The sequence below is a fragment of the Capnocytophaga catalasegens genome (assembly GCF_026005215.1).
Lineage (GTDB): Bacteria > Bacteroidota > Bacteroidia > Flavobacteriales > Flavobacteriaceae > Capnocytophaga > Capnocytophaga catalasegens.
The window spans coordinates 1-17,725 of the sequence record NZ_BPMA01000018.1 but is presented as its reverse complement, the minus strand read 5'-3'; the positions used below and the strand labels follow the sequence as shown (position 1 = coordinate 17,725).

15 protein-coding genes are annotated in these 17,725 nt (G+C 32.5%); 13 read left to right on the top strand and 2 right to left on the bottom strand.

The features are described 5' to 3' along the window. Positions 1–16: 16 nt before the first annotated feature. The 7 genes from OO775_RS05835 to OO775_RS05805 all read left to right on the top strand — a co-directional run bounded on the left by OO775_RS05835 (position 17) and on the right by OO775_RS05805 (position 7,876). Entirely contained in the window at positions 17–1,417 is a 1,401-nt protein-coding gene (locus OO775_RS05835; protein WP_264846109.1) for a leucyl aminopeptidase family protein, read from the top strand. A 156-nt stretch (positions 1,418–1,573) separates the two neighbouring features. Further along, positions 1,574–2,707, top strand: a complete 1,134-nt coding sequence (gene folK / locus OO775_RS05830; protein ID WP_264846108.1) for a 2-amino-4-hydroxy-6-hydroxymethyldihydropteridine diphosphokinase — start codon at positions 1,574–1,576, stop codon at positions 2,705–2,707. A gap of 4 nt (positions 2,708–2,711) precedes the next feature. Then, positions 2,712–3,338: a 4'-phosphopantetheinyl transferase family protein gene (locus tag OO775_RS05825; RefSeq protein WP_264846107.1), complete on the top strand. Its 627-nt coding sequence runs from the start codon at positions 2,712–2,714 to the stop codon at positions 3,336–3,338. Between the two features lie 11 nt (positions 3,339–3,349). Next, positions 3,350–4,138, top strand: coding sequence for an HAD family hydrolase (locus tag OO775_RS05820; protein WP_264846106.1), 789 nt, complete (start codon positions 3,350–3,352; stop codon positions 4,136–4,138). Positions 4,139–4,352: 214 nt separating this feature from the next. Then, positions 4,353–5,003: a peptidoglycan-binding protein LysM gene (locus OO775_RS05815; protein WP_264846105.1), complete on the top strand. Its 651-nt coding sequence runs from the start codon at positions 4,353–4,355 to the stop codon at positions 5,001–5,003. A gap of 131 nt (positions 5,004–5,134) precedes the next feature. Then, positions 5,135–5,368, top strand: a complete 234-nt coding sequence (locus tag OO775_RS05810; RefSeq protein WP_264846104.1) for a hypothetical protein — start codon at positions 5,135–5,137, stop codon at positions 5,366–5,368. A 96-nt stretch (positions 5,369–5,464) separates the two neighbouring features. Beyond that, the gene (locus OO775_RS05805) at positions 5,465–7,876 is read left to right on the top strand and encodes an alpha-ketoacid dehydrogenase subunit alpha/beta (RefSeq protein ID WP_264846103.1); all 2,412 of its coding nucleotides are present in this window, start codon (positions 5,465–5,467) and stop codon (positions 7,874–7,876) included. 238 nt (positions 7,877–8,114) lie between these two features. Here the strand turns inward: OO775_RS05805 and OO775_RS05800 are convergent, their stop codons facing one another. Beyond that, positions 8,115–9,029 carry a glutaminase gene (locus OO775_RS05800; RefSeq protein WP_264846102.1) on the bottom strand — a complete coding sequence of 305 codons (915 nt, stop codon included), beginning with the start codon at positions 9,027–9,029 and terminating at the stop codon, positions 8,115–8,117. Positions 9,030–9,143: 114 nt separating this feature from the next. Between OO775_RS05800 and OO775_RS05795 the strand changes: the two genes are divergently transcribed. The 6 genes from OO775_RS05795 (at position 9,144) to OO775_RS05770 (ending at position 16,831) form a co-directional block, all read left to right on the top strand. Continuing rightward, positions 9,144–10,229 carry a DUF3810 domain-containing protein gene (locus tag OO775_RS05795; RefSeq protein WP_264846101.1) on the top strand — a complete coding sequence of 362 codons (1,086 nt, stop codon included), beginning with the start codon at positions 9,144–9,146 and terminating at the stop codon, positions 10,227–10,229. 109 nt (positions 10,230–10,338) lie between these two features. Next, on the top strand, positions 10,339–11,088 hold the full coding sequence (gene tpiA, locus OO775_RS05790; RefSeq protein ID WP_264846100.1) for a triose-phosphate isomerase: 750 nt from the start codon (positions 10,339–10,341) through the stop codon (positions 11,086–11,088). A 132-nt stretch (positions 11,089–11,220) separates the two neighbouring features. Then, positions 11,221–12,261, top strand: coding sequence for an endonuclease/exonuclease/phosphatase family protein (locus OO775_RS05785; protein WP_264846099.1), 1,041 nt, complete (start codon positions 11,221–11,223; stop codon positions 12,259–12,261). A gap of 41 nt (positions 12,262–12,302) precedes the next feature. Continuing rightward, positions 12,303–15,032 (top strand): TonB-dependent receptor domain-containing protein, encoded by a 2,730-nt coding sequence (locus OO775_RS05780; protein WP_264846098.1) that lies wholly within the window; start codon positions 12,303–12,305, stop codon positions 15,030–15,032. Positions 15,033–15,054: 22 nt separating this feature from the next. Continuing rightward, on the top strand, positions 15,055–15,897 hold the full coding sequence (locus tag OO775_RS05775; RefSeq protein ID WP_264846096.1) for a DUF5689 domain-containing protein: 843 nt from the start codon (positions 15,055–15,057) through the stop codon (positions 15,895–15,897). 10 nt (positions 15,898–15,907) lie between these two features. Next, entirely contained in the window at positions 15,908–16,831 is a 924-nt protein-coding gene (locus OO775_RS05770) for a hypothetical protein (protein ID WP_264846095.1), read from the top strand. Between the two features lie 80 nt (positions 16,832–16,911). Here the strand turns inward: OO775_RS05770 and OO775_RS05765 are convergent, their stop codons facing one another. Continuing rightward, positions 16,912–17,541 (bottom strand): DUF417 family protein, encoded by a 630-nt coding sequence (locus OO775_RS05765; protein WP_264846094.1) that lies wholly within the window; start codon positions 17,539–17,541, stop codon positions 16,912–16,914. Positions 17,542–17,725 lie beyond the last annotated feature (184 nt).

The following is a 17,725-nucleotide window of genomic DNA, read 5'->3' as shown; positions in this document are numbered from 1 at the left end:
TAAACTTCTTGTATCAATGAAAATATTAACAAATAAAAATAATTTTAATACAACACTTTTTTTAACTTCACAAATAACTGAATTACCCGAGGAAATACGACCTTTGTGTCAAAAATATTTTACTACAAAAGAAAACAAGGTAGTCTATCTTCCGACAGAAAAATCAATTTCTATTGTTGTTTTAGCTTTGGAAATAGCTGATAATCAAGCAAAAATAGCTGAAAAATTACGGGTATTAGGGCATGAGGTTTTACAGTTATTACAAAAAGAAGATATTACGGAAGCTATTTTACAAACGACTTTTCCCGAAGATGATATTCTTGTATTTTTAGAAGGAATGCTTTTGAGTGAATACACTTTTGATAAATATAAAACAAAACAAAATTCTGAAAATAAGGAACTTACAATTTCAATAAATGCCATTTCGGAAGAGAATATTACAGAATTGCAAAATGTAATTTCTTCAGTAAGTATTGCTCGAACGCTTGTTAATGAGCCTGTTTCTTATTTGAATTCTGTTAAATTTTCACAAGAAATAATAAATTTGAGCGAAAAATTTGGTTTTTCAGTTCAAGTTTTTAATAAAAAACAAATAGAAGATTTGAAAATGGGTGGTTTATTAGGTGTAAATCAAGGGAGTGAGCAACCTCCTACGTTTAATATTCTTACTTGGAAGCCTGACAATGCTGTTAATGAAAAACCCTATGTGTTTGTAGGTAAGGGAGTTGTGTATGATACGGGCGGATATAATATCAAAACAGGGGCTTATATGGATGAAATGAAATCGGATATGGCGGGAGGTGCAGCAGTTGTAGGTACTCTATGTGCGATAGCACAGAATAAACTGCCGTTGTATGTTGTGGGACTTATTCCTTCTACTGATAATCGAATAAGTAGCAATGCGCTTGTTTCAGACGATATTCTTACGATGATGAATGGACTTACGGTTGAAATTAAAAATACTGACGCTGAAGGGCGTCTTATCCTTGCAGATGCTTTGGTATATGCAGAACGCTATAATCCAGAGTTGGTAATTGATTTGGCGACCCTTACAGGAGCAGCTGCACGCGTAACATCTCACTACGGAAGTGCTGTAATGGGAACAGCTACAGAAGGCGTAAAAAATGAATTAAAAAAATCGGGAGAAGCAACTTATGAACGTTTGATAGAATTTCCATTCTGGGACGAATTCGATGAAGATATAAAATCGCCGATTGCTGATATTAAAAACTTAGGAGGTGCAGAAGGAGGTGCTTCTACTGCAGGTAAATTTTTACAACGATTTACAAATTATCCGTGGTTACACCTAGATATTGCAGGAACAGCTTTTTTGAATAAACCTTATAAGTATTTCAAAGTAGGAGGAACAGGCGTAGGTATCCGTTTGCTATATCATTTTCTAAAAAAACAATGTTGATTTTTGATAGAAAATATTTATATTGAGGAATTTTGACAAAAATATATTTTGACTCAAAATTCCTTTTTTTATAAAAATTAGTTTTTTGTAAAAAATAATAAAAAGAAGAGGAAAATATAAGAGATTTTTACCCAAATAAATAGTATCTTTGCCATTATGAAATCGACACATCAGGTATACATAGCATTGGGAAGTAATATTGGAAATCGTAAGGAATATTTGCAACGTGCCGTTGTAGCTATTTCAAGACATTTGGGTAAAATTAAGTCAGTTTCCCATATTTATGAAACTCCAGCTTGGGGGTTTGAATCAGAACTGTTTTACAATGCTTGTATTGAGGTGGAAACTTTTTTTTCGGCTGAGCAATGTTTGCAAGAATTGTTAAACATAGAAACTTTTTTAGGTCGAGAAAGAAATCTGAAAACCCAAGAATATCAGCCACGAACTATTGATTTGGATATTCTTTTTTATGATAATCTTATTTTAAAAACTCAAACACTAACCATTCCACACCCGCAGATACCTTTTCGCAAGTTTGTCTTGCAACCTTTGTTAGATATAGCATCAGATTATGTACATCCTGTTTTAGGAAAAACAATACAACAATTATATATTGATAATCAGGAGGTTGTAGAAGCAAAAATTATACAAGAAGAATTATTTCTTCCTACTGAAATAAATTTTGCCAATCGATATAGTTACATAGCAATTGAAGGAAATATAGGTGCAGGAAAAACTTCATTGGCAACAAAAATTTCAGAAGATTTTTTGGGAAAATTACTTTTGGAGCGTTATGAAGATAATCCTTTTTTGGCAAAATTTTATGCAGATAATCAACGATATGGTTTTGCTCTCGAAATGTCATTTTTAACAGATAGATATACTCAAGTTTCGGAACAATTATCACAATTAGATTTGTTTAAAAACTTTGTAATTTCAGATTATGATATTTTCAAATCATTGATTTTTGCTGGGGTTACGTTAACCGAAGATGAATTTGCTCTATATCGAAAAATATTTTATATTTTGTACAAAGAGATAAAACGTCCTGATTTATATGTTTATTTGTTACAAAACTCTGATCGACTTTTACAAAATATAGAAAAACGTGGGCGTGGATACGAAAAACGAATTCCGAAAACATATTTAGATGATATTCAACATAGTTATCTCACTTTTTTAAGAAATAATCTGACGATGAATATTTTATTTATTGACATTTCTAATTTAGATTTTGTAGAAAATAAAGAAGATTATTACTATATTTTGTCATTGATAAATCAACATTAGTAAAATGCCTTTTTTTGAAAAAATAAATCTTACAGATGCTTCTATTTTTATTTGGAAAATAACAGAAACTGAAACTGAATTATTTTCAGGAATTAGCTTGTCAAATATTGATAATGAGCGACTTACTAAGATGAAATCTGAAAGACATCGCAAGAGTTTGCTTGCAGTTCGCCATTTGATACAACTTGCTGAAATTCCTCAGAAAGCACTTTATTATAATGAAAATGGAAAACCTTTTTTATCAAATGGGCAATATATTTCAATTAGTCATTCCCATCAGTTTGCAATAATTGGGTTGAGTTATCAGAAAATAGGAATTGATATTGAAAAAAAACAAACACGCATAGAGCGTTTGGCATATCGTTTTACCCAATGGAAATCTGGAAAAAATAACCTACAATCCGAAAAAATTTCTATTTTGACCAAAATTTGGGCTGCCAAAGAAGCGCTTTACAAAGCTGCCGACGTACCATCAGTTGATTTCAAAGAGCATCTTATTTTAGATAAAAATTCGATACAAGCCAATGAATTTTCAGCCCGAATAACACACCCCCAATGCCAAGAAAAATACAAGGTTTTTTGTGGAGAAATTGAGGATTTTGTATGGAGTTTAGTTTTGTTAAACAATTAAAATCAAAAGCAATGATAAAACTTATTGTAACCGATATGGACGGAACTCTTTTGGGAGAAAATCATCATTTTCCATCTGATTTTCAAGAGGTTTTTCAAGAACTTTATAAACGGGAAATATTATTTTGTGTAGCAAGTGGGCGCCAGTATCCGAGTTTGTTACAATTTTTCAAATCTGTACATCATCAGATGGGATTTATTGCCGAAAATGGAGGATATGTATTACTCAAAGAACAAGAAATATATGAGGATACAATTGATAATCAAAATGTTACACTGTTGTTAGATATCTGTCAAACAATCCCCAATATAGGTGTGGCTCTTTGTGGGAAAAAAGGTGCTTATTTAAATGCTTCTGATTCAGAAACGTATTATAATATTGGAAAGTATTATCCTGTATTACACCAAGTTACAGATTTGTATCAAGTTGATGATGCTATTTTCAAGATTGCAATTTTTGACAAAAATAATCCTCGCAATAACTCATATCAACGTTTGAAATTGTATGAAAATCAGTTCAAAATCGTTGTTTCGGGAGACAAATGGCTTGATATTACAAATCTATCAGTTAATAAGGGGGTTGCATTGAAGCAAATACAACAGAAATTAGGAATTTCTCCCCAAGAAACAATGGTTTTTGGCGATTATTTGAATGATTTGGAACTGATGCAAACAGCTTATTTTAGTTACGCTATGAAGAATGCACAACCAGAAGTCAAACAAGTAGCCAATTTTGTTACTGAAGAAGATAACGTTCATTCTGGAGTGTTAAAAACTATTCGCAAAGTGTTAAATATATAACTTAAATGATAATTTTTTTTAGTGAAAAAAATCTTTTCATAAATGATTTTTAAACTGATAGTATAATTATTTAAGTTAAAATATAGTATAACATATTTTTAACATATAAATTTTTTATTTAAAAAAAAGACGTACCTTTGCCCCTTGAAATTTTGAGCTATAATGTGTATTTATTTGATAATCAATTATATAAGTCTCAAAGAAATTAAGATGAATGGTTAAATTTAAAAAAAGGTATGCTTTTATGGGAGGTGGCGTAATATCGTTGGCCTTGTCAAGTTTTATGGTGCTTAATGCAGATAAACTAACTCGTGATGAACTTCACAAAGACTTGCGAGTGGAATTTCCTCAACCAGCATTTATTCTTCCTGAAGATGGTATGATTCATTCGTTTTCTTTTTTGGGAAAAAATGAAAAATCATATATAGGATTTAAAGAAAAAATGGGGTATAGAGAATCTCGTGGAAATTATTTTATAGTCAATAATTATGGCTATATGGGCAAGTATCAGTTTGGTAAAACAGCGTTGGATTTTTACGGAGTAGAAGATAGTCAAGAGTTTTTAACTACGCCCGAATTGCAAGAAAAATTGTTCAAAATTAGTATTTCGTACAACAAATGGCAACTTCGTGATGAAATAGAAAAATATGTAGGAAAACGTATCGGAGGAGTGCTTATTACCGAATCGGGAATTTTGGCAGCAGCACATTTGGCAGGAGCCAAAAATGTTAAAAAATATTTTGCTACAAACGGAGGAAATTCTTTTGCAGACGCCAATGGAACAACTATTTGTAACTATATGAAGAGTTTTCAAGGATATGACCTTTCGCTTATAGAAGCAGACGAAAAAAGCAAAATTCAATAAAAGAACTAATTTGTATAAATCGAAAAAATCCGTTTAAGATATTTATCTTTTACGGATTTTTTATTAGTCTATTATAATGTTTTTTACAAATAAAGTTGTATCTTTGAACCGAAAAAATAAATTTGCAGAAAATGTCAGCAAAATCACGAGCTTTTTTATATAATTTTTTATCTTTTGGATTGATTTTCATTACATTACGTTTTATTGTAAATTTTTTACTTCCAGAACTTAATTATTGGATAGCAGTAACCATATCAGGATTTACTACTATTTTTTTAGCGCCTCGTTTTGGGGCTTTTGAAAAGCAAGGAAGAGAGGTCGTACTAATGAAATGGATTTTTTTTAAAGATATAAAAGAAGTATAATTGAATCAAAAATAATTATTTGTTAAAATAAAATATAAATTGTTTTTCAAAGGAAAAAATGCACCTTTGATAATTTATTTAATACCTTAGTTTGTTATGGATATAAATATTTCAAGTTTAGAAAACTTATCATTTGAAGATTTTAAAAATCAAGTTCTTGAAGATTATAAAATAGCTGTAATTAGTAGAGAATGTAGCTTGCTTGGCAGAAGAGAAGTACTTACTGGTAAAGGCAAATTTGGTATTTTTGGTGATGGTAAAGAAGTGCCACAATTGGCAATGGCAAGAGCTTTTAAAGATGGGGATTTCAGAAGTGGATATTATCGAGACCAAACTTTGATGATGGCAATTGGTGAGTTTTCTATTGAAAATTTCTTTGCAGGAATTTATGCGCATACCGATATTAAAGCGGAACCCACTAGTGCAGGACGCCAAATGGGAGGACACTTTACAAGTCATAGTTTAGACGAAAATGGAAATTGGAAAAATCTTGTAAATCAAAAGAATACAAGTAGCGATATTTCTCCCACAGCTGGACAAATGCCACGCCTTGTGGGGCTTGCACAAGCCTCTAAAATTTATCGAAATATTCCGATAGAAGGAAGCGAGAATTTTTCTAATTCGGGCAATGAAGTAGCTTGGGGAACCATAGGAAATGCAAGTACTAGTGAAGGGCATTTTTTTGAAGCCCTTAATGCTATTGGTGTATTGCAAGTTCCTGTAATTATGTGTATTTGGGACGATGGTTATGGTATTTCGGTTCCGTCTAAGTATCAAACAACCAAAGAAAATATTTCTGAAATACTTAAAGGGTTACAACGAGATGATAAAGGAGAAGGTTTTGAAATTTTCTCAGTAAAAGGTTGGGATTATCCAGCACTTTTAGAAGTTTTTGAGAAAGCATCACAAATAGCTCGTGGACAACATGTACCCGTACTTATTCATGTTACAGAACTTACACAACCTGTAGGGCATTCTACTTCAGGGTCGCACGAACGTTATAAATCGCCCGAACGATTGAAATGGGAGAAAGAATATGACTGTATCGCACAAATGCGTCAATGGATTTTGAATGTTAATATAGCTACTGAAGAAGAAATAAATCAAATAGATACACAAGCTAAAAACTTAGTAAAACAAGGAAAAAATAAAGCTTGGGAAGCCTATCAAGCACCAATCAAAAATGCTAAAAGAGAACTTATCAACTTGTTGTATGAAGTTGAAAAAATATCTTTGAATAGTATGGAAATTTCTCATCTGAAAGATACTTTGGCTGAAATAGATGACCCATATTATAAAGATGTTATGAGCGTAGCTCGCAAAGCATTACGTTATGTAACGTATGAAGAAAATGATGCTGTAACACAACTTCGAGATTGGGTACAAAGGTACAACGAAATCTTTGAAGAGAAATATAATTCCTATTTGTATAGCGAAACACCATTAAATCCTATTTTTGTAGAAGAAGTAGCTCCTCAATATGAAGAAGATGCCCCTATGGTAGATGGTCGTATTGTTATAAGAGATAATTTTGATAAAATATTTGAAACTAAGCCCGAAGTTGTTATTTTTGGAGAAGATGTAGGTTTCATAGGCGATGTAAATCAAGGCTTGGAGGGATTGCAAGAAAAATATGGAGAATATCGGATTTCAGACACGGGAATTCGTGAAGCAACGATTATTGGGCAAGGAATCGGTTTGGCTATGAGAGGATTACGCCCAATAGCTGAAATTCAGTACTTGGATTATATCTTGTACGGATTGCAAACCATGAGTGATGATTTGGCAACGCTTCATTATCGCTCTTATGGGCGTCAAAAAGCACCACTAATTGTTCGTACACGAGGGCATCGTTTGGAAGGAATTTGGCACGCAGGCTCTCCTATGGGCGGGTTGTTACATCTGCTTAGAGGGGTTTATATATTAGTACCGCGCAATATGACAAAGGCGGCAGGTTTCTACAATACTCTTTTGCAAGGAGACCAACCTGCTTTGATTGTAGAATGTCTCAATGGCTATCGTTTGAAAGAAAAATTGCCAACAAACTTGGGCAAGTTTAAAACTCCCATAGGAGTAGTTGAGACAATCCGCCAGGGGAAAGATATTACCGTAGTTTCGTATGGTTCTACATTACGTATTGTAGAACAAGCAGTTAGCGAATTAGAAAAATTTGATATTAGTATTGAAATTATTGATGTACAATCATTACTTCCTTTTGATATAAATAAAGATGTAGTGAAAAGTATTCAAAAAACAAATCGTTTGTTAATTATTGATGAAGATGTTCCTGGCGGAGCATCAGCGTATTTGCTACAAGAAATACTGGAAAAACAAGACGCATATCGTTATCTGGATAGCAAACCTGAAACACTTACAGCCAAGGCACATCGACCTGCATTTTCTTCTGATGGCGATTATTTTTCAAAACCAAATGTAGAAGATGTTTTTGAGAAAATATATATGATGATGAATGAAGTAAATCCCATAAAATATCCAAAGCTAATTTAATATTTGAGAGATTTTTTAAAGGATTGGAAAATGTCAAACATTGATGCAGGAGTTATTCCAATCATTGGAAAATGTCAAACATTGATGCAGGGGCTATTCCAACGATTGGAGAACGTCAAACATTTGGGTGGGTAATTTTCTATAAAAAAAACTATTATATGTTAATTGAATAGAGACGCAATGCTTTGCGTCTCTACATTTTTTTTAAACATTACATCTTTACATTTTTTAAATTAAATTAAAAAACTGAAATTCGGGTTTGTGTGGTAAATTTTTCTAAAAATTTCATTCCGCGATACGAATTTCCTTTTTCATTAAGGAGGGGACTCCATACCGCAATGCTATACTGATTGGGCATAACCGAAACAATACCACCACCAACGCCGCTTTTTCCAGGAAGTCCAACTCTGAATGCAAATTCTCCCGATTCGTCATAAAAACCACACGTTTGCATAATGGCATTAACACGTTTGGTTTGTATTTCTGTCAAAATACGTTGCCCATCGTGAGGTTTTACACCATCATTAGCCAAAAAAGAAAAAGTATGAGCTAATTCTTGACAATTCATTTCGATAGAACAGAGTTTGAAATAAAAATCTAATACATCAATAGGGTTATTTTTAATATTTCCCAGCGATTTGATGTAATAACAAAGTGCAAAATTTCGATAACCGACTGATTTTTCAGAATTAGCCACACGTAACGAATAATTTATAGATGAATTATTAGTTACATCTTGTACAAATTTTAAAAAATCTTCTTGCGGATTTTTTAAAACAGACAGCAGAATATCGCAAACAACGATAGCACCAGCATTGATAAGTGGATTGCGAGGAATACCATTATCGGCTTCCAATTGTACTAATGAATTGAATGATGTTCCCGAAGATTCTATCCCTACACGCTTCCACAAGTCGTTGCCTAATTCTCTGTACGCCATGGTCATAGACAAAACTTTGGTAATACTTTGGATAGAAAATTTTTCTTGAAAATCACCTTTTCCAATTTGTGTTTGATTTAAGTTTAAGAAATAAACACCAAACTTTTCAGGACTGATACGCGCCAATTCAGGTATGTAAGTCGGTATAGTACCTTTATTCTCTTCAAGCAAAATTTTGTTATAAATTTGCGAAATAATTTTTTGATAATTCATTGATTTTTAAAGAATTTGATTTCAAAAGAAATAAAAATACTTTTTTTATTGTATATTAGACAAAAAATACTTTCCTTTGGAGGAAGAAAAGATATTACAAAAGTATAATAAAAAATGAATTTATCCAACACAAAAAAGAATCGTTTTACAAAGTATTATATCGGTATAGGACTTTTTTTACTAACATATTTGTTTGTACTTATTTTTAGACAAAGTCCTGACCTTACTGAAAAATTATATAGTACAGGAATTTATCCTTATATTAGTATGGTTTTGCGATTCATTTTCGGTTGGATTCCTTTTTCGATTGGCGATATTTTTTATACGATAATAGGAGGGATTATATTTCTTTTTTTTATTAAAAAATTTAAAAGTATTTGGCAAAATCCGGTTTATTTTTTTGGTAAAATAGTACTATTTGTAGGGGGAATATTTTTTATATTTCATTTGTTTTGGGGATTTAATTATTATCGAAAACCATTAGAAAAAACACTCAAATTGAATACAATTTATACAGAATCAGAACTCTATAATGCAACCGAGATTTTTGTTCAACGAGCAAACGAACTTCATACCCAACTTATGTCCATCGATACCCTTTCAGTTGATATTCCTTTGACAAATCAAGAAATATATAAACTTACCTCACAAGGTTATGAAAATATATCATATAAATTTCCTCAGTTTAAACTTTGTGTAAATAGTTTAAAATCATCTCTTTATAGCCGAGTATTAACTTATATGGGATATAGTGGCTATTTGAATCCTTTTACGGGAGAGGCACAAGTCAATAGACTTCCTGTTGGGTATCATGTGCCTATTACAGCAACTCATGAAGTAGCACATCAGTTGGGGTATTCTGCTGAAAATGAAGCGAATTTTATAGCGTATTTGGTATCAACTCATCATCAGAACAAATATTTTAAATATAGTGCGGCACTTTTTGCTTTGCGATATTGTCTTGGCGAAGTTCAGAAAGTAAATCAGGAAAAATATGATGAATTTTTATCAAAAATCAGAAAAGGAATTTTGAAAAATTATAAAGAAAGTTCTGATTTCTGGAAGCAATATCAAAATCCGTTAGAACCCTATTTTAAAGCGAGTTATGATGTTTTTCTTAAAGCAAACAATCAAAAAAAAGGTATACAAAGTTATAATTATGTAACAGGAATGATTATCAATTACGAACTTCAAAACTAAATTTTTCAAAAAAAAGTAACTTAATATAAAAATAAGTTGTACTTTTATATCCGATTTTTGAATATAATAAAAATATTTTAATTGATTAAATAACAGATATTTACGTTTTATGAGAAAAAAAATTGTAGCAGGAAACTGGAAAATGAACAATGATTTGGTACAAAGTGAAGCACTTATTGCCGAATTACTTACAAAATTGCCTCAAACAACTGCCGAGGTAATGATTGCTCCAACTTTTGTTAATTTGGCGACTGCTGTTCAAAAGACAAAAGCAAGTAAAGTAGAGGTTATTGCTCAGAATATGCATTTTGCGGAAAATGGAGCTTATACAGGCGAAATTTCGGCGCAAATGCTTGCCTCAATCGGTGTAAAAACTACGATTCTAGGGCATTCGGAACGTAGAGAATATTTTAACGAAACTGATGAAGCCTTAACCAAAAAAGTTGATACAGCTCTTAAACACAAGATGCGAGTAGTTTTTTGTATAGGCGAAAAACTTGCAGAACGCAAAGCTAACAAGCATTTTGATGTGGTAAAAGAACAGATTGAAAAAGCATTGTTTCACCTTTCGGCTCAGGCGTGGCAAAGTGTGATTTTGGCATACGAACCTGTATGGGCTATCGGGACAGGAGAAACGGCTACACCCGAGCAAGCACAAGAAATGCATGCTTTTATTCGTAAAATTATTGCTGACAAATACGGAAATGAAGTTGCACAAAATGTATCAATTCTTTACGGAGGAAGTGCCAATCCTAAGAATGCCAAAGATATTTTTGCACAAAAAGATGTTGATGGCGGACTTATTGGTGGAGCTTCACTAAAAGCTGATGATTTTGTAGCAGTTATTAGTGCAATTTAATTTTTGTATGAAAAACAAAAAGTCGTCTGTCATTATAGGCGACTTTTTTTATCTTTGAAATTAAAAAAATAAAATATTGAATCTTGTTTTTTCAATAATTTGTTTGTACATTTGTAGAAAATTTTAAATCTTATGAAAATTTTGCATAACATTTTGATAGGTGGGATTTTATTATTAAGTATTTCTGTTTTTTCGCAGAAAAAATCGTATCATGTTCGTACTATTGCTTTTTATAATGTAGAAAATTTGTTTGATACTATCAATGATCCTAAAAAATTTGACGATGACCGCACTCCAACAGGCAAAGATAGATGGACATCTGAAATTTATTATGACCATATAGATAAAATAAGTAGTGTTATCGCCAAAATAGGAAAAGACGTAACAAGACAAGCTCCTGATATAGTGGGAGTTTGTGAAGTAGAAAATCAAGATGTGATGCTTGATTTGGTCAAAACTTCACATTTACGAAGTTATAATTATGGAATTGTGCATTTCGATTCACCCGATGCTCGTGGTATTGATGTTGGGCTTCTTTATAAAAAAGATGTTTTTGCCCCTACAAGTACTTCTAAACATCCTTTGAAAATATTTGATTCTGACGGAAAGCGACGTTATACACGAGACCAATTACTGGTTACGGGCAAGTTAGATGGTGAACAATTTCATTTTATTGTCAATCACTGGCCTTCTCGTTCTGGCGGAGAGGCTGTAAGTCGCCCGTTTCGAGAAGCTGCTGCTGCTTTAAACAAGCAAATTATAGATTCATTACTGAAAATCAATCCACAAGCAAAAATTGTCAGTATGGGTGATTTCAATGATGATGCAAGCAATTCCAGTTTTAAAAAAGTGTTGAAAACCAAGGCAGATAAAACCAAAGTAAAAGAAGGAGAGCTTTACAATCCGATGGAAAATATGCTCAAAAAAGGAATAGGTTCTTTGGCATATCGTGATAGTTGGAATTTGTTTGACCAAATATATTTTACTTACGGATTGTTAAAACCCGTGCAAGGTTATCAGTATTGGAAAGCAGGTGTTTTTAACGACCCAATGGTTGTTAATTCCTCAGGACAATATGCAGGATATCCTTTCAGAAGTTATAGTAATGGACAATATACAGGTGGGTATTCTGACCATTTTCCGGTTTATGTTTATATTATAAAAGAGAAATAATTTTCAAAAAAATATAAAAATAAAATCAATTTAATTTTGATATGAAAAAAATATTTTTAACATTTTTTGTGGTTTTGTCAGGATGGATAAGTTCTGCTCAACAATTTTTTGTTCAAGGTAGCGTTACTGATGGTATAAAACCACTTCCCAATGTTTCTTTGCAAATGGAAAATTCTTTTCAAGAAATATTGACTGATGCCTCAGGGAACTTTTCGATGGAGCTTCCTCAGGGGACTCATATTTTGAATATATCTCTTAGTGGATATATTTCGCAACGAATGATATTGAAAGTAACAGAAAATCTTACATTACCTACTATTGTATTACAATTGGATTCCATTCAGGAACTAAACACCAATGTTATATCTCTTTCGGAAAGCGAATTGGAAGATGATGAAGGAAGTGCAGATATGGTTTCGGGGTTATTACAATCATCTCGCGATGTGTATTTTCAACGTGCATCGTTCGATTTCGGACAGGTATTTTTTCGTCCAAGAGGCTATGATTCTCGGGAAGCAAATGTACTTATCAATGGGGTTCCGATGGCTAAAATAGAGACAGGAAGAGCCAATTGGAGTAATTGGGGAGGATTGAATGATATGACACGTAATCAAATCAATACGATAGGTGTACAGGCATCAGAATATGATTTCGGAGGTATATTTGGAAGTAATTACATTTCTATACGTCCGTCAGAGAATAGAGAAGGATTACGATTTTCAGCAACGGCATCTAATCGAACTTATACAGGACGTGTAATGGCGACCTATAACTCGGGGTTGAGAAATAACAAATGGGCTTATTCACTTTCGGGTTCAAGACGTTGGGCTAATAACGGAGGCTATATTGACGGAATGTTATACAATGCTTATGCTTTTGCAGCAGCTATAGAATATCGAGTGAATTCACACTCAGCATTCAATTTCGCAGGAATTTATTCCTATAATAATAGAGGAAAATCAGCACCGTTAACACAAGAAGTTATCGCTTTGGGAGGTAGATATTATAATCCAAATTGGGGTACTCAACATGGTGATGTACGAAATTCAAAAATGAAACGAATAGCCGAACCTATATTCATTCTTTCTCATAATTATAAAAAAAATGATACTAAAATCAATACAAATATAGGATATCAATTTGGTCAAATAGGAGATACACGTATTCAGTATGCTAAGGCTCAAAATCCCGACCCAACCTATTATACCAATATGCCTTCTCATTATTATAATATGAATAATCCGAATGACCCATCACGCCACGACCCTTATGCGCTAGACAAAACATATCAACAAATACAATATTTCCGCAACAATAGTCAGCTTAATTGGGATAAACTTTATAAGGCAAATCATAATATCAATGGAGAAAGTATTTATGTTCTCGGTGAAGATGTTATTGATACTAAAACCTTGACAGGTAATATATTATCATCTACCAAGATAAATTCTAATATTTGGTTGAATGCAGGAGCTACCTATCAAAATATACAAACAGATAACTATCAACAAATCAATGATTTGCTCGGAGGTAAATATTTTCTAAACAAAAGCTATTATACGGGACAATGGTATAATACAACCGATGAACAATTGGTTGAAGGAGATAAATATCAATATCATTATAAAGCTCAGATTCAGAAAGCAAACGCTTTTGGACAACTTCGCTTTAAATACGGACGTGCCGATTTTTACATAGCTGGTCGATATGATTATACAGGTTATGAACGTGATGGACAATTTGAAAATAATAAAACTTACACTGATTCTAAAGGAAAAAGTGGTGTGAAATATTTCAATTCGGTAAGCACCAAAGCAGGGCTTACGTATAGTATCACTGGGCGGCACATATTGCAATTCAATGCAGGATACTTTGAAGTACCACAAGCGTTGAATGCTATTTTTATGAATATTCGTAACTCTAACTCTGTAATTCCTTTTGATATCAAAGCTGAAACACAAACTACTGCTGATGCAAGTTATATTATCCGAATGCCATATTTTAAGTCGAGAATTACAGGATATGTAACTAAATATCAAGATGTTACTGATAAAAATTTCTTTTTTGTACAAGCGAGAGTAGGAGAGGAGTCTGGTGGATTTCTTTCAGAAACAGTAACGGATATAGATAAATTGCATTATGGAGTTGAATGGGGGACAGAGTTTCAAATATTGCCGACTCTAAAAGCTACTGCTGTGGCTACTTGGAATAAATATTATTATACAAATAATCCTACTGTAATTCATTCTTCTGATGAAAGGCTAATAGGAAAACCATATATCTCTTATATGAAGAATTATAGAGTAGCAGGAACTCCACAGCAAGCATATTCTGTAGGATTGGAGTACCGAAATCCACGTTATTGGTGGGTGGGAGCTACAGCTAACTGGTTCAATGATAATTATATAGATATAGCTCCTTTTCTTCGAACAACTAATATTTACCTTGACCCAACTACTGGAAGCCAATTCTCTAATATTGATCAAGAAAAAGTAAAAGAATTTTTGACGCAAGAGAATTTAGGTTCATTATTTTTAGTAAATTTGACCGCAGGCAAGTCATGGCGGATAAAAGGTAAATATGTAAGTGTTTTTGCAAGTGTGAATAATTTGCTTAACAAACAATTCAAAACAGGTGGATTTGAACAAGCCCGAAGAGGAAATTATCAAGCAATGGTATATGAAAGAGCCAATGGATATCCTACTTTTGGAAATAAATATTTTGTAGGTTATGGAACAACTTATTATGTAAATATGGCTGTAAGTTTCTAAAAATAATTTAATAAATTACAAGATGAAGATATATATTATTCCTATTATTACGATTGCTTTATTTGTTATTAGTTCGTGTGTAAAAGATAGTAATTATGATGACCCGAATTATGCTGAATTACAACAATCTGATAAAAATAAAGCTGAATCATTTGACGGAAATCGTATAAGTTATACGAAACTTCGAGACAAAGCCACAACGCTTATTACCGAATACACAGAGAATGATGCTTTTGAAGGTTATGTAATTTCGAGTGATGAAGATGGAAATTTTTATAAAAAAATATATGTACAAGCTCCCGACAAGTTAGGAACAATAGCTGTTGCCATTGAAAAAAAGGGACTATATGGTGATTTTCCGCTCGGAACCAAAGTGCAAATACGACTCAAAGGAACGACTTTTTGGTATAATACCCGATATGCTCTCATTGAAATAGGATATGGTTCAGGAGTAACCGCAGGAGGAAATACCAAAATATCAAATTTACCTCCTTCTATGATTGATGAAGTAGTTATAAATATGGGAGAAAAAAAAGCCGTTTCAGAGCTAACTATTTTATTTGATGATATTAAAAATTTGAATAAAAATGAAAACACAAATCGATTGATTACACTCAAAAACGTTCAATTTGAAAATAATGCTGTAGGACAAACCTTCTACAAAATAACAGACCAATACAATACCTCGTACAAATTGGAAGACAATTTGGGAGGAAGTGTAATCTTCTTGACAAGTAGCTATGCTACATACGCTCAAGAATTAGTTCCTTCAGGTAAGCTAATTATCACAGGAATTTTGACCAAGTACAATAGTACGTATCAGTTTTATATCAATACTTTAGATGATATTCAGAAAACAAATTAATATAATAACAATGAAAAAAATATTTATTACAAGTGTTTTAGCACTACTGATTTTTGCCTCATGTGAGAAAGATGATCAAACAGGTATTCCGCCAGTAACAGGTAACGAAAAACCAACTCCTCCTACTCTTACCACTATTGAAGCAGCTACTAGTGATGTAAGTGTATATGAAGTAGGCAAAATGGTAAAAATACACGGAAATATTACCATACAAAATAATCGTTCTTATTTCAAACTTAAAGACAATACTCTTATTCAGATTTATGCACCAAAGGCTGTAACTGATGCATTATCCCAAGAAGCAAAAAATAAATTGGCAACAGAAGGACAAGAGCTTACAGTAACAGGTAAATTTACTGATTATAAATTAACATCAGGCGAGGTTATAAAAGAAATTGTTTATTCTCAAGAATCTGATCTTATATTTGGTACAACACCAAATAATCCTAATCCAGGTGGTGGCAATACACCAACCCCTACGGGAAATAAGTTTGATTTTGAAAATTTAACATCTTCTTCACAAGGATATACAAATCAAGGAGAATTGACAGCTTCTGATGGAACAAAATTAGAATATAAAGCTCGTACTGATGTAACAGGAAGTGAAATAGAAGGTAAAGGTCTTATGCTAAGAAGATCCAATGATAATGGATATATTAAATTAAGTTTTGCTTCCAATGTAACCAAAATAACTTTCCAAGCAAGAGGAGCTTTTTCTGCTAAACAGCGTATTTTAGTTGTGTTGAATGGAGATGAAAATAGTACTACCGAAGTGCACAGAAAAACATTTGAATACGGAGGAGATGCTGAAAATCCTGCAATAATACATAATATAGAGGTAAATGTTACAGGAATGAAAACAATTACTATAAAATTGGGAACTGCGGCTTCTACAGCAGCGCAAGTTGTAATTGACAATATTTCTTGGGAATAATTTTAATTTTTTCCATAATAACAAAAGAAGCTAGGAAATTGTTCTTAGCTTCTTTTTTATATGTGTGTGGATTTTTAGGTTTAATTTTTACATGATTTACATGATTTTAAAATACGCTGAGCTGCATCAGAAGCCACTACAAGTCCACCTGCCGACATTATAATGTCTTTGATAACCAAGCGACCTGCCCCTGACAGATAAGGAAATCCGTAATTAGGACTTTGTGAGCCAGGAATTTCTGGATTTCCCAAATTAGGAACCCAAGTTTCAGGAGTAGTGATTAAGAACGAAAGCGTTACAATAGACATTCCGAAAGTAAGCAACCCACCAATAATACCTATTTTAGGAAACCAGATTCCGAGTAGCACCAAAGTTCCAATAAAACAAATAACCGCACCTAATCCATAAGAAAAAGGATATGTTCCATTCGATTTGTGCCACTCAATGTTTTTAGGAACTACCAAGCCTTCTGGATTTTTGTGAAGTGTGTATTGGGCTACTACTTTCCCTTTTCCGTTATCAACCATTTCTCTATTGTTATAGAAAAAGCTCATAAAAGGACTGTTTGTTACAAAAGGAACTATTCCGTCGGCTTCGTATTGAAAAACTTTAAGACCTCCAATCCAAGCCATTACTATAAAAATAGCAATACGAATATAATTCACAAAACATGATTGGCTTCCTGCCAAAAATTCTACTAATTTTTTCATTGAAATTTGATTTAAAATGATTATATATTTTTTAGAGTGCAAAAATGAGGAATTTTTTTAAAAAAATAAATAAATTTATTGTATATCCGTAATCACTCATAAGCTGTAATATTGGCTAAAACCAATCTGTCAAATAAATGCTCTGCAAAGTAACGACGATTGAGCTTGTAAACAGATTCGTCTA

What these genes read in the sequence shown, in the direction of transcription:
- OO775_RS05780 (WP_264846098.1), top strand. Translation starts at nt 12,303, where the DNA reads ATGAAAAAAATATTTTTAACATTTTTTGTGGTTTTGTCAGGATGGATA.
- tpiA (WP_264846100.1), top strand. Translation starts at nt 10,339, where the DNA reads ATGAGAAAAAAAATTGTAGCAGGAAACTGGAAAATGAACAATGATTTG.
- OO775_RS05825 (WP_264846107.1), top strand. Translation starts at nt 2,712, where the DNA reads ATGCCTTTTTTTGAAAAAATAAATCTTACAGATGCTTCTATTTTTATT.
- OO775_RS05820 (WP_264846106.1), top strand. Translation starts at nt 3,350, where the DNA reads ATGATAAAACTTATTGTAACCGATATGGACGGAACTCTTTTGGGAGAA.
- OO775_RS05795 (WP_264846101.1), top strand. Translation starts at nt 9,144, where the DNA reads ATGAATTTATCCAACACAAAAAAGAATCGTTTTACAAAGTATTATATC.
- OO775_RS05810 (WP_264846104.1), top strand. Translation starts at nt 5,135, where the DNA reads ATGTCAGCAAAATCACGAGCTTTTTTATATAATTTTTTATCTTTTGGA.
- OO775_RS05775 (WP_264846096.1), top strand. Translation starts at nt 15,055, where the DNA reads ATGAAGATATATATTATTCCTATTATTACGATTGCTTTATTTGTTATT.
- OO775_RS05765 (WP_264846094.1), bottom strand. Translation starts at nt 17,541, where the DNA reads ATGAAAAAATTAGTAGAATTTTTGGCAGGAAGCCAATCATGTTTTGTG.
- OO775_RS05800 (WP_264846102.1), bottom strand. Translation starts at nt 9,029, where the DNA reads ATGAATTATCAAAAAATTATTTCGCAAATTTATAACAAAATTTTGCTT.
- OO775_RS05770 (WP_264846095.1), top strand. Translation starts at nt 15,908, where the DNA reads ATGAAAAAAATATTTATTACAAGTGTTTTAGCACTACTGATTTTTGCC.
- OO775_RS05835 (WP_264846109.1), top strand. Translation starts at nt 17, where the DNA reads ATGAAAATATTAACAAATAAAAATAATTTTAATACAACACTTTTTTTA.
- OO775_RS05815 (WP_264846105.1), top strand. Translation starts at nt 4,353, where the DNA reads ATGGTTAAATTTAAAAAAAGGTATGCTTTTATGGGAGGTGGCGTAATA.
- OO775_RS05785 (WP_264846099.1), top strand. Translation starts at nt 11,221, where the DNA reads ATGAAAATTTTGCATAACATTTTGATAGGTGGGATTTTATTATTAAGT.
- folK (WP_264846108.1), top strand. Translation starts at nt 1,574, where the DNA reads ATGAAATCGACACATCAGGTATACATAGCATTGGGAAGTAATATTGGA.
- OO775_RS05805 (WP_264846103.1), top strand. Translation starts at nt 5,465, where the DNA reads ATGGATATAAATATTTCAAGTTTAGAAAACTTATCATTTGAAGATTTT.